This is a genomic window from Chelatococcus composti (assembly GCF_014201415.1).
In the GTDB taxonomy this organism is placed as follows: domain Bacteria; phylum Pseudomonadota; class Alphaproteobacteria; order Rhizobiales; family Beijerinckiaceae; genus Chelatococcus_A; species Chelatococcus_A composti.
This window is the reverse complement of sequence record NZ_JACHEH010000004.1, coordinates 205,468-217,535: the sequence shown is the minus strand read 5'-3', so window position 1 is coordinate 217,535 and position 12,068 is coordinate 205,468. Positions and strand designations below refer to the sequence as shown.

The following is a 12,068-nucleotide window of genomic DNA, read 5'->3' as shown; positions in this document are numbered from 1 at the left end:
TCAGTCTACGGCGTAGGGGTCGTTGTCGGGGTCGATCAGCTGCCCCGGCGCCGGATGGGGCATATAGGAATGGGGGGCCTGCGTGCGCGTGCTGGACGAGGAACTGCAGGCGGCGAGCACCAGGCCGAGGAGCGCGGCGACGACGATGATGCGCATGGACATCCCCTTGTGATCCGTTGCGTTCGCTCTTCAGGGGCGAGGTGCCCCAGACGGGCGGTGAGGTCAAGGTGTGAGGCCGGGTATCGGGGTAGGATCCGGAGTTTGGCAAGATCGACGTCGTGGGAGTAATGGTAGCCGGGCCGGGATCATGATGCCGGGCGCGCGAGGAACGGAGCGGCAATGAGCGTCAGGGAATTCGGAGTGGCCGACGGCGAGCCCGTCCGCGAGATCACCATTCGCGCTCCCAAGGGCAGCGCGCGGGCCAAGGTGCTGACCTGGGGCGCCGTGCTGAGGGACATGCTGGTGCCCCTGCCTTCGGGTGAGCTGCAGCGCGTCGTCCTCGGTTTCGACAGCCTCGACGCCTACATTGCCCATTCCCCGCACATGGGGGCCATTGCCGGCCGGGTGGCGAACCGCATCGGCCACGGCCGCTTCACCATCGACGGCACAGTCTACGAGGTCGACCGCAACCAGGACGGCCGGCATACGCTGCACGGGGGAACGAAGGGCTTCGGCAAGCGGCCCTGGCAGCTCGCCCACCACGACGACAGCAGCGTCACCCTCACGCTTCTCTCGCCGGACGGCGATCACGGCTTTCCGGGCAACGTGACCGTCACCTGCGTCTATCGCCTGCTCGAGCCGGCGACGCTGCGCATCGAACTCTCGGCGACGACCGACAGGCCGACGCCCGTCAATCTCGCCCACCATTCCTATTTCAATCTCGACGGCTCGCCCTCGATCCTCGACCACCGCATGCGCGTGGAGGCGGATTTCATCACGGCGACGGATGCGGACCTCATCCCCACCGGCGAGATCCGCTCGGTCGAAGGCACGCCCTACGACTTCCGCGGCAACCGCTCCATCCGCTTTCCCGACGCCGAGACGGGCGCGCCGGTGCACTACGACATCAACTTCGTCCTGCGCCGCACCCGGTTGGAGCCGTCCGGCATTCCCGGCATGCCGCTGGCCCATGCCGCCCTCGTCACCTCGCTGCGCAACAACCTCGCGCTCGACGTGTGGACGACAGCCCCCGGACTCCAAGTCTATGACGGGCGCAAGATCGACCTCAGCGGCATCCCCGGCCTCGACGGCGCCATCTATGGCTCGAATGCCGGTCTCGCGCTCGAGCCGCAGCACTTTCCCAACAGCATCAACATTCCGCACTTCCCCTCGGTCCTGCTGACACCCGGCGACGTCTACCGGCAGGTGAGCGAGTTCCGCTTCCACGCGGGCTGAGGCAGGGAGGGCTGCCTCGGCGGCCCGCGGGCCTCGATGCCGTCCGGCGCCGGCCGCTCTCGTTTCCTCTGTTGCACGGCTCCCCGAATGGGGCACACTCGGGCCAACAGAGGGGACAACACTATATGCGCCGAACAATCCGTTTCCTGCGAAAGGGCGAAACGGTCGAGGTCGAGCAATTCGCACCACGCACAACGCTGCTCGACTGGCTGCGCCTGAGTGAAAGGTCCACCGGCACCAAGGAAGGCTGCGGAGAAGGCGACTGCGGGGCCTGCACGGTCGTGCTGCGCCGCCTCGTCGATGGGCGCCTCGTCCCGGCGCCCGTCAATGCCTGCATCCTCCTCCTCGGCCAGGTGGACGGCAGCGAGGTGCTGACGGTCGAGGATCTGGCAGCGGAGGGGCGCCTGCATCCCGTGCAGCAGGCGATGGTGGAGCACCACGGCTCCCAGTGCGGCTTCTGCACGCCCGGCATCGTCATGAGCCTCTTCGCGCTCTACGAGGCCGGCATGGCCCCGGACCGGCAGGAGGTAACGGACGCGCTCGCCGGCAACCTCTGCCGCTGCACGGGCTACCGGCCCATCGTCGACGCGGCCTTCGATGCCCTCGCGCGGAGGGAGGAGGACCCGTTCGTCGCGCGGCGGCAGCAGGTCGCGGGGAAACTTGCAGCCCTCGCCGACGAGGCGGATGTCTTCGTCGGCAGCGACCAGTCCTTCTTCGCGGCGCCCGCGAGCATCGAGGCCCTGGCGCAGCTCTGTCTCGCGCACCCCGATGCGACGCTCGTCGCCGGCGCCACCGACGTCGGCCTCTGGATCACCAAGGCGCTTGCCGAATTGCCGAAGGTCATCTGGCTTGGGCGGGTCGCCGGGCTCGACGCGGTGGCGGAGGACGGCGAGACCGTGACGCTCGGCGCCACCGTCCCGCTGTCGCGGGCGCGTGACGTGCTCGCCGGGCTCGATCCCGATCTCGGCGAGCTAATGCGCCGCTTCGGCTCGCGGCAGGTGCGGGCCTCGGGCACGGTTGGCGGCAACGTCGCCAACGGCTCGCCAATCGGCGATCTCGCGCCCGCGCTCATCGCGCTCGGCGCGACGCTGCACCTGCGGCGCGGCGCGGAGCGCCGCAGCCTGCCGCTCGAGGACTTCTTCCTGGACTACCGCAAGCAGGACCGGCGCCCGGGCGAATTCGTCACGGCCGTCACGCTGCGCAAGCCGGCTGGCCGGCACTTCCGCGCCTTCAAGGTGAGCAAGCGCTTCGACGAGGACATCTCCGCCGTCATGGGCGCCTTCTGCCTCGACATCGCGGACGGGACGGTGCGCGAGGCGCGCATCGCCTATGGAGGCATGGCCGGCATCCCGAAGCGTGCACGAGCCGCGGAAGCGGCGCTCGCCGGCGCCACCCTTGCCGACGGCGCCGCCATGGAGCGGGCGGTCACCGCGCTCGCCGGCGACTTCTCGCCTCTCAGCGACCATCGCGCCAGCGCCGGCTATCGCCGCCGTGTCGCCGGCAACCTTCTGCGCAAGGCGCTGACGGAGATCGCGACGGGCGATGATGCCGCAACCCGTCTCATCGGCCACCGGGAGATCCGCCATGCGGCAGAGTGAAGGGACGGAAAACCTCACCTCACGCGGGGCGACACCTCGCCCGTCGATGCGCGATGCCTCTTCCCGCCCGCCGGCCACGACCGGGGGGGCGGCCGTGGCGCCCGTCGCGGGCGACGACGGCACCACGCTGCGCTACGTCCATCGTCCGCTGCCGCACGATTCCGGGGTGCGTCACGTCTCGGGCACCGCGCTCTACATCGATGACATCCGGGAGCCGGAAGGAACGCTCCATGTTGCGCTCGGCCTCAGCCCCGTCGCGCGCGGGCGCCTCAGGGGGCTTGATCTTGCAGCCGTGCGCGCGGCGCCGGGCGTCGTCGCCGTGCTGACGGCGGCAGACGTGCCCGGCCGCAACGATATCTCCCCGGCGAACGGCGACGAGCCGGTCTTCGCCGAGCAGGAGGTGCTCTTCCACGGCCAGCCGGTCTTCGCCGTGGTGGCGACGACGCGGGACGCAGCGCGACGTGCCGCCCGGCTCGCCACCTTCGACATCGAGGAGGAGCCGCCGAGTATCACGGTGGAGGATGCGCTCGCGCGCGGCGAGACGGTGCTGCCGGACTACACCTTCGGCCGCGGTGACGTCGAGGCGGCGCTCTCGGCCGCTCCCCATCGCCTCGAGGGGGTGCTGCGCATCGGCGGGCAGGAGCATTTCTACCTCGAAGGCCAGGCGGCGCTCGCGGTGCCGGGCGAGGAGGGGGACATCCTCGTCCATTCCTCCACCCAGCATCCGAGCGAGGTCCAGCACATCGTGGCGCGGGTGCTCGGCATCCCCGACGCCTTTGTCACCTGCGAGGTCCGGCGCATGGGCGGCGGCTTCGGCGGCAAGGAGACGCAGGCGACGCAATGGGCGGTGATCGCCGCGCTCGCCGCGCGGGCCACCGGCCGCCCGTGCAAGCTGCGCCTCGACCGCGACGACGACATGGTGGTAACGGGCAAGCGCCACGACATGCGGGCGGATTGGCGCGTCGGCTTCGACGGCGACGGACGCATCCTCGGCTACGACATCGTGTTCAACGCCCGCTGCGGCTGCTCGGCCGATCTCAGCCAGGGCGTCGTCGACCGCACCATGTTCCATGCCGACAACGCCTACTTTCTGCCTGCGGCGCGCATCGCCTCGCGGCGGCTCAAGACCAACACGGTCTCCAACACCGCCTTCCGCGGCTTCGGCGGGCCGCAGGGCATGCTCGCCGTCGAGCGCGTGATGGACGAGATCGCCGCCCGCCTCGGGCGCGACCCGCTGGACGTGCGCAAGGCGAACTTTTACGCGCCGGGCCGTGACGAGACGCCCTACGGCCAGACCGTGGAGGACACGGACGTGCTCGCCGCGCTCGTGGCGCAGTTGGAGGCCGATTGCGACTACCGCGCCCGCCGCAGGGCGGTGACGGCCTTCAACGCGCGCTCCCGCGTGCTGAAGAAAGGCCTTGCGCTGACGCCGGTGAAGTTTGGCATCAGCTTCACGCTCACCCACCTCAACCAGGCGGGCGCGCTGGTGCACGTCTACCAGGACGGCTCGATCCACCTCAACCACGGCGGCACCGAGATGGGGCAGGGGCTCTTCATCAAGGTCGCACAGGTGGTGGCGGAGGAGTTCGGCGTCGGCATCGAGTGCGTCCGCATCACGGCGACGACGACGGCCAAGGTGCCCAACACGTCGCCAACCGCTGCCTCCTCGGGCTCGGACCTCAACGGCATGGCGGCGCGCATAGCGGCCGCCACCATCCGCCAGCGCCTCGTCGAATTTCTCTGCGAGACGTACGACGTCGCCGAGGGCGAGGTCACGTTCCGCGACGATCGCGTCTTCTTCGGCAACGAGAGCCTCGCCTTCGCCGATCTGGTGAAGAAGGCCTACCAGGCGCGCATCCCGCTCTCCGCCACCGGCTTCTACCGCACGCCCGCGATTCACTGGGACCGCGCGGCGGGGCGGGGGCGGCCCTTCTTCTACTTTGCCTACGGCGCGGCCTGCGCCGAGGTGACGATCGACACCCTGACCGGCGAATACAGGCTCGACCGGGTCGACATCCTGCACGATGCCGGCCGTTCGCTGAACCCGGCCATCGACATCGGCCAGATCGAGGGCGGCTTTGTGCAGGGCATGGGGTGGCTGACCACCGAGGAGCTGGTCTTCGACGCCAAGGGGCGCCTCGCCACCCATGCACCCTCCACCTACAAGATCCCCGTGGCCTCGGACGTGCCGCAGGACTTCCGCGTCAGGCTGTTCACGAGCGCCAACCGGCAGCCGACCATCTACCGGTCCAAGGCCGTGGGCGAGCCGCCGCTGATGTTGGCGAACGCGGTTTTCTGCGCCATCGCCGATGCAGTGCGCGCCGCGCGTGGGGACGGGCTCGCGCCCCTCGACGCGCCGGCGACGCCCGAGGCCGTGTTGCGTGCCATCGTTGGCGCGCTGTGAGGCATCATGCCCGTCTGGCGGACATTGCGGGATTTCGTGCAGGACCATGGCGGTGCGGCGCTCGTCACCCTTGCCGAGGTCAGGGGCTCGGCTCCGCGCGAGGTCGGGGCCCGCATGGTGGTGCGGCCCGACGGCGCCTTTCACGGCACGATCGGCGGCGGACGGCTCGAATGGGAGGCGCTTGCCGAGGCACGCCGGGCGATGGCGGCCGGCCGGCGTGCGCTGACGCGGCTCGACCTGGCGCTCGGCCCCGATCTCGGCCAGTGCTGCGGCGGGCGTGTCACCGTCCACGTCGAGGTGTTCGGCCCGGAGGATGCGGACGAGCTCGCGGTGCTCGCAGCGGCGGAGCAGGAGGGGCCGTTCTCGGTCGTCGCCATGCCGGACAGGACCGGCCGTGTGCTGCGGCGCATCGGCGGGCAAGCGCCGGCCGGCGCCTGGCGGGAGCACTACGGGGAGGCGGCGACGCCGGTCCTTCTCTTCGGTGCCGGGCATGTCGGGCGAGCGCTCGTCCTGGCGCTTGCCCCCCTGCCGTTTGCCGTGCGCTGGCTCGATGCGCGCCCCGACGCCTTTCCGCCCCACATTCCGGCCAACGCGACCGCCGCGGTCTTCGCCGATCCGCAGAAGGAGCTTGCCGCCGCGCCAGCCGGCGCGTTCGTCCTTGTCATGACGCACGACCACGCGCTCGACCTCGCCGTCGTGTCGGCGGCCCTGCGGCGCCCGGACATTCCATACATCGGCCTCATCGGCAGCGAGACCAAGAGGGCACGTTTCGTCGGCCAGCTCGCCCGGGCGGGGCTGGAGGAGACGGACATCGCCCGCCTCGTCTGCCCGATCGGAATTGCCGGCATCACGGGCAAGTCGCCGGCCATCATCGCCGCGGCGACGGCGGCGGATCTCCTCCTGCGGAGCGAGGTGCTACGATAAGCGAAAAGGCCTTACACTTTTGGGCGCCATGGTCTAGACAGCCGCGACCGGGGCCGGATCCGTCGGCGCGGCCGGGCCTGGCCGGCGCATCCGCCCCTGAATCCTGGAAGAGAGACCGGAGAGTCCGTTGATGGCCGCCTTCGACATCCTGGCATTCGGCGAACCGCTGATGGAATTCGCCCAGCTCGACGATACGCGGCGGCACTATCTGCCCGGCTTCGGCGGCGATACGTCGAACGTCGCCATCGCCGCGGCCCGGCTCGGCGCGAAGACCGCGGTCTTCACCGCCGTCGGGGACGATTCCTTCGGCCGGGACTTCCTGAAGCTGTGGGACGAGGAGGGTGTCGATCGCTCCTCCGTCATCACCATGCCCGGCGAGCGCACAGGCATCTACTTCATCAGCTACGGCCCGAACGGCCACGAGTTCAGCTACTATCGCGCCGGCTCCGCCGCGAGCCTCGTCACCCCTTCTCTTTTGCCTCTCGATCTAATCGGTTCAAGTCGGGTCCTGCACCTCTCCGGCATCAGCCAGGCGATCTCGGTCTCGGCCTGCGATGCCTGTTTCGCGGCGGTGCGTCACGCCCGCGAGAAGGGTGTGGTGGTGAGCTATGACACCAACCTGCGCCTGCGGCTGTGGCCGCTCGACCGGGCGCGTGCCGTCATCAATGCGACGGCCCAGCTCGCGGACATCGTCCTGCCCGGCCTCGACGACGCGCGCCAGCTCACCGGGCTCGACCGGCCGGAAGACATCTGCGACTTCTACCTGAAGGGCGGCGCCCGCGTCGTCGCCCTCACGCTCGGCAAGGACGGCACGATGGTCGCCGTGCCGGGCGAGCGCAGGCTGATCCCGGGCCGCCCGGTCAAGGCCGTCGACGCGACGGGCGCGGGCGATACCTTCGACGGCGGTTTCCTCGTCGAGTGGCTGCGCTCGGGCGACCCCTTCGCGGCCGCCGCCTACGGAAATGCCGCTGCGGCGCTCTCCACCCTCGGCCATGGCGCCGTGGCGCCCATGCCACGGGCGGCGGACGTTGCCACCTTCATGGCGCAGGGCTGATCTGCCGACGAAGAGGCTGGGCCTCGTTTTCCGGTTCCGGGCCGTGGCCCGGAGCCGGTGTACAGGGAGTTCTCCGATGATTGTCAGATCGCTGCTGGCGACCGTCTTTCTCGCGGTCGCCCTGTCGCCGGCCGCCGCGGCCGGCGACGTGAAGGCCGGTGAGCGTGTCTTCCTCAAGTGCCGCGCGTGCCACCAGGTGGGAGAGAATGCGAAGAACGTCGTCGGCCCGGTGCTCAACGGGCTCTTCGGTCGCCCGGCAGGCTCCGCGCCCGGCTACAGCTATTCCAAGGCCAACAAGGAATCCGGCCTCGTCTGGGACGAGGCGACCTTCCGCGAGTACATCGCCGACCCGAGGGCCAGAATCCCGGGCACGAAGATGGTCTTCGCCGGGCTCAAGAAGGAGCAGGAGATCGACGACCTCGTGGCCTATCTCAAGACCTTCAGAGCCGACGGGACACGCGTGGCCGAATAGTTTGCGCGCAGGCGGCTGAGGCGATTGCGCCTGCGCGCGCCAGCCGCCATTCTCCCGCAAACGAGCCGGGAGGACGCTGCGTGAGCGAGAGCCCCATCATCTTCGAACGGGCGGAGGGCATCGCCTCCATCCGCTTCAATCGGCCGAGCGTGCTCAACGCGCTCGACGAGGCCATGGTGGCCGCCCTGCGCGCGTCGGTGGAGACAGCGGCGCGCGATGAGCGGGTGCGCGTCGTCGTTCTCTCGGGCGAGGGGCGCGGCTTCATGGCCGGGGGCGACGTGGGGCGCTTCCACGCGGCGGGACCGGAGGCGCCGTCCCTGGTGCGGCGGGTGATCGAGCCGTTCCACGCGGCGGTGGCGCGCCTCGCAGAGATGCCGAAGCCGGTCGTCGCCAGCCTGCACGGACCCGTCGCCGGCGCCGGGCTCAGCTTCGCGCTGCTGGCCGATCTCGCCATCGCCGCGGACGATGCACAGTTCACGCTGGCCTATGCGCGCATCGGCGCGAGCCCGGACGGTTCGGCCACATGGTCGCTGCCGCGCATCGTCGGGCTGCGCAAGGCGCTGGAGCTGGCGCTGCTCGCCGAGACGATCGATGCTGCAGAGGCGTTGCGGCTCAATCTCGTCAACCGCGTCGTCCCGCGCGAGCATCTGGAGGGGGAGACGGCGGCGCTCGCCGCCCGTCTGGCCGCCGGGCCGGCGCTCGCCTATGGCAGGATCAAGCAGCTGATGCGCACTTCTTTCGACAGGAGCCTCGCCGAACAGTTCGCCGAGGAGGCGGCCGCCTTCACCGCCCTGGCTGCGAGTGCCGACTTCGCGGAGGGCGTCAGCGCCTTCGTCGGCAAGCGCCCGCCCCGCTTCACCGGCCGCTAGGCTACTGTTCCAGCGTCTTCAGATAGGCGATGAAGTTGTCGATGTCGTCGGGTGCGAAGGTCACCTCCGGCATGTCGGGATGCAGGGTCACCATGCCCTCGGCCAACGCCTCCTCAAGGCCGTCGACCGGGTAGCGCTGGTGCAGGGTGCGGAAGGGCGGCGCCTCGGGTTTCGGGCTCCTGTCCGCCCTGTCGAGGGCATGGCATGCCCCGCAGTGCTTCTGGGCCAGGGCCCGGCCAGCCGTCACGTCTCCGGCGCGGACCACTGACACCGTTCCGAGCAAGATCGTTGCAGCGAGGCCGATGATCAACCAGCGGGCATCCATCGTGCGTCTCTCCAGTCCCGTGCCCGACGCCCACGATGGTAGAGCAATATGGCTCCGCTGCGTCGCGGCACGGCGTCGTCCGGGGTGTGGATTTTCGGGCAGGTTTCCGGCGGCATTGGTCCGATATGTGAACCGTAAATGCCTAGATTGAGCGGCGCGCGGTTGCGTGGCCGGTCGAAATGGCTACTCTCATGAGTTTCAAGGAATAGTCGGAGGCGTCGCTTGATCCGCAGTGTGGATCGTGGCAGCAGCAGGTCGGACGGTGCGCAGAGCGTCGACAGGGCGCTGGCGCTTCTCATGATGGTCGGCGCCCGTCGGCGGGAGGGCGCGCGGCTCGCGGACCTGGTGGCCGAGAGCGGGCTCAACAAGCCCACCGTCCGCCGTCTGCTGCTGTCGCTCATGCGCGCAGGCCTCGTCGAGCAGGAGGCTGCCGGCGGGCGCTACCACCTGGGTCCCGAGAGCTACGTTCTCGGCACCCTCGCGGAGGAGCGATTCGGCCTGCACCGCCTGTCGCTGGAAGGCGTGGCGCGCCTCGCCGCCCGCACGGAGGACACGGCCTTCGTCTCCATCCGGCGCGAGAATTACGCCATCTGCCTGCACAGGGAGGAGGGGGCCTTTCCCATTCGCACGCATGTGCTGATGCCGGGGGACCGGCACCCGCTTGGCGTCGGCTCCGGCTCGCTCGCCATCCTGGCGGCGCTGCCGGACGAGGACGTCGAGGCGGTGATCGCCGCCAACAGCGCCGTGCTGGCCGAGCGCTATCCGCAGTTCACCCCCGAGCTGCTGCGCGCCAGCGTGGCCGAGACGCGGGCCGCCGGCTATGCGCTCAATCCCGGCCTGCTGATGCAGGGCTCCTGGGGGATGGGGGTCGCAGTGCGCGACGGTGCCGGCCAGCCGGTCGGCGCGCTCAGCATCGCGGCCATCGAAAGCCGCCTCGGCCCGGCCCGCCAGGCGCAGGTCGCCGCGCTCCTGCAGGAGGAGGCGCGGCGACTCGAGATGAAGCTCGCTGACTTTGGCCGCGGGCGCGAGGCGAAGGGGCGCGCGGCCCGCAGGACCTGACGCGCCTCAGTGGTCGTGCCCGTGATCGTGGTCGTCCTCGGGCCAGGGCTCCAGCTTGAAATGCGCGATGAGATCGCGCACCTGGGCCGGCGAGAGCATGCGCGGGTTGAGATTGCGCGTGAGCAGGTGGAGCTTTGCCGTCTCCTCCAGCTCCTCGGTGGCGTAGACGGCCGCCTCCAGCGTGTCGCCGGCCACCACCGGCCCGTGGTTGGCGAGCAGCACGGCGCTGTAGCGGCCGGCGAGGCCGCGGATCGCATCGGCCACGGCCGGGTCGCCGGGGCGGTAGTAGGGCACCAGCGCCGTGCGACCCACGCGCATCACCGAATAGGCCGTGAGCGGCGGCAGCACGTTGCGCGCGTCGATGTCAGGCAGCATGGACACGGCCACCGAGTGCGTCGAATGCAGATGTACGATGGCCCGCGCGCTGCCGCGCGTCTCGTAGAGCGCGGCGTGCAGCGGGATCTCCTTGGTAGGCGCATCGCCGTCGAGAAGGCGCCCCTGCGCGTCGAGGCGCGAGATACGGGCCGGGTCGAGAAAGCCGAGGGAGGCGTTCGTCGGCGTGACCAGCCAGCCGCCGTCGTCGAGCCGCACCGAGATATTGCCCGACGAGCCGGGCGTGAGCCCGCGCTCGAAGAGCGAGCGGCCGAAGCGGACGATCTCCTCGCGCAGCTTCGTCTCGTTCATGCCGCGCCTCCAGCCGCCTTGCCGGCCAACACGGCGGCCGCCTTGTCGAAGAAGTCGGGCGCGCCGAAGTTGCCGGACTTGAGCGCCAGCGCCAGTGGCCCGTTGCGCGTGCCCGACAGCGCCGGCACGCCGGGGTCGATCTCCGGGCCGATGTCGAGCCGGTCGATCTCGAGCGCGCTGACGACGGCGCCCGATGTCTCCCCGCCGGCGACGACGATGCGGTTCACGCCCCGGTTGTTGAGGATGACGGCGAGCTCGCCGAAGAAGCCCTCGATTGCCTCGGCCACCGCCTCGCGGCCGTAGCGGTCCTGCATCTGCTTCACCTCCTCGGGCGTCGCGGTGGAGTAGCAGATGGGCGTGAGGCGGATTCGCTCCATGAGGAAGAAGGCCGCCTGCTCCGGCGTCAGCGTGCCGCTCATGATCTTGTCGATCTCAAGCGCGAGGCCGGGATGCTTGCCGGCGTGGATCCGCACCTGCTCGCGCGTCGCGCCCGAGCAGCTGCCGGCCAGCACCACCGCTGGACCGTCGACGGGCGTGAAGGCGGAGCCCTGGCCGGAGAGGAGGCCGGCCTTGCGGAAGTTCTCGGGCAGGCCGAGGGCGATGCCCGAGCCGCCGGTCACGAGCGGTGCGCCGGCGAGCGCCGCGCCGATGGTGAGGAGGTCGGCGTCGGTGATCGCATCGACGATGACCAGTGTCTCGCCGCGGCCGGCCGCCTCGTTCAGCGCCGCCGCAACGGCCGCGGCGCCGGCATTCACCGTGGTCCACGGTACGTGGCCGACGGGCGTCTTCGTCTGCAGGGCGAGGAAGCGCCGCAGGTCGGGATCCGTCATGGGCGTCAGCGGATGCTTCTCCATTCCCGACTCGGACAGGAGACGGTCCTTCACGAACAGGTGGCCCTGGTAGATCGTGCGCCCGGTGGTCGGAAAGGCCGGGCAGGCGACCACCCCCTTGGTGCCGAGCGCTTCGGCGAGCGCCTCGCCCACCGGGCCGATGTTGCCCTGCGGCGTGGAATCGAAGGTCGAGCAATATTTGAAGAGGAACTGCCGGCAACCCTGCTGCTGCAGCCATTTGAGCGCAGCCAGCGACTGCGACACCGCCGTTGCGGCCGGGATGGAGCGGCTCTTCAGGGCGACGACGCCCGCCTCGCAGTCGGCCGCCGCCGGCCCGGACGGCACGCCGATGAACTGGGTCGTGCGCATGCCGCCCTTGGCCAGCGTGTTGGCGAGGTCGCTCGCGCCTGTGAAGTCGTCGGCGATGCAGCCGAGAAGCATGGGATTTTCCTCT

12 protein-coding genes are annotated in these 12,068 nt (G+C 70.3%); 8 read left to right on the top strand and 4 right to left on the bottom strand.

Going from position 1 to position 12,068, the window contains the following annotated elements:
• On the bottom strand, positions 1–162 hold the full coding sequence (locus tag HNQ73_RS09790; protein ID WP_183334660.1) for a hypothetical protein: 162 nt from the start codon (positions 160–162) through the stop codon (positions 1–3).
• A 177-nt stretch (positions 163–339) separates the two neighbouring features.
• Here HNQ73_RS09790 and HNQ73_RS09785 point away from each other — a divergent pair, with 177 nt between their 5' ends.
• The 7 genes from HNQ73_RS09785 (at position 340) to HNQ73_RS09755 (ending at position 8,716) form a co-directional block, all read left to right on the top strand.
• A complete protein-coding gene (locus HNQ73_RS09785) occupies positions 340–1,395 on the top strand; it encodes an aldose epimerase family protein (RefSeq protein WP_183334659.1) in 1,056 nt (351 codons plus the stop codon).
• Positions 1,396–1,520: 125 nt separating this feature from the next.
• Positions 1,521–2,993, top strand: a complete 1,473-nt coding sequence (gene xdhA, locus HNQ73_RS09780; RefSeq protein WP_183334658.1) for a xanthine dehydrogenase small subunit — start codon at positions 1,521–1,523, stop codon at positions 2,991–2,993.
• Positions 2,980–5,397, top strand: a complete 2,418-nt coding sequence (gene xdhB / locus HNQ73_RS09775; RefSeq protein WP_244650065.1) for a xanthine dehydrogenase molybdopterin binding subunit — start codon at positions 2,980–2,982, stop codon at positions 5,395–5,397. Before xdhA ends, xdhB begins: the two co-directional genes overlap by 14 nt.
• A 6-nt stretch (positions 5,398–5,403) precedes the next feature.
• Positions 5,404–6,321, top strand: a complete 918-nt coding sequence (xdhC, locus tag HNQ73_RS09770; protein ID WP_183334657.1) for a xanthine dehydrogenase accessory protein XdhC — start codon at positions 5,404–5,406, stop codon at positions 6,319–6,321.
• A gap of 130 nt (positions 6,322–6,451) precedes the next feature.
• Positions 6,452–7,375 carry a sugar kinase gene (locus HNQ73_RS09765; RefSeq protein ID WP_183334656.1) on the top strand — a complete coding sequence of 308 codons (924 nt, stop codon included), beginning with the start codon at positions 6,452–6,454 and terminating at the stop codon, positions 7,373–7,375.
• Between the two features lie 76 nt (positions 7,376–7,451).
• On the top strand, positions 7,452–7,847 hold the full coding sequence (locus HNQ73_RS09760) for a c-type cytochrome (RefSeq protein ID WP_183334655.1): 396 nt from the start codon (positions 7,452–7,454) through the stop codon (positions 7,845–7,847).
• Between the two features lie 80 nt (positions 7,848–7,927).
• Positions 7,928–8,716 carry an enoyl-CoA hydratase-related protein gene (locus tag HNQ73_RS09755; protein WP_183334654.1) on the top strand — a complete coding sequence of 263 codons (789 nt, stop codon included), beginning with the start codon at positions 7,928–7,930 and terminating at the stop codon, positions 8,714–8,716.
• 1 nt (position 8,717) lies between these two features.
• Here HNQ73_RS09755 and HNQ73_RS09750 read toward each other — a convergent pair whose 3' ends face one another.
• Positions 8,718–9,041 carry a c-type cytochrome gene (locus HNQ73_RS09750; RefSeq protein ID WP_183334653.1) on the bottom strand — a complete coding sequence of 108 codons (324 nt, stop codon included), beginning with the start codon at positions 9,039–9,041 and terminating at the stop codon, positions 8,718–8,720.
• 222 nt (positions 9,042–9,263) lie between these two features.
• On the opposite strand from HNQ73_RS09750, the gene HNQ73_RS09745 reads away from it, so the two are divergent.
• Entirely contained in the window at positions 9,264–10,100 is an 837-nt protein-coding gene (locus HNQ73_RS09745; protein ID WP_183334652.1) for an IclR family transcriptional regulator, read from the top strand.
• A 6-nt stretch (positions 10,101–10,106) separates the two neighbouring features.
• On the opposite strand, the gene otnC is transcribed toward HNQ73_RS09745, so the two are convergent.
• Together otnC and otnK are read right to left on the bottom strand one after the other, a co-directional pair.
• Positions 10,107–10,784: a 3-oxo-tetronate 4-phosphate decarboxylase gene (otnC, locus tag HNQ73_RS09740; protein ID WP_183334651.1), complete on the bottom strand. Its 678-nt coding sequence runs from the start codon at positions 10,782–10,784 to the stop codon at positions 10,107–10,109.
• Entirely contained in the window at positions 10,781–12,055 is a 1,275-nt protein-coding gene (otnK, locus tag HNQ73_RS09735) for a 3-oxo-tetronate kinase (protein WP_183334650.1), read from the bottom strand. Before otnK ends, otnC begins: the two co-directional genes overlap by 4 nt.
• Positions 12,056–12,068 lie beyond the last annotated feature (13 nt).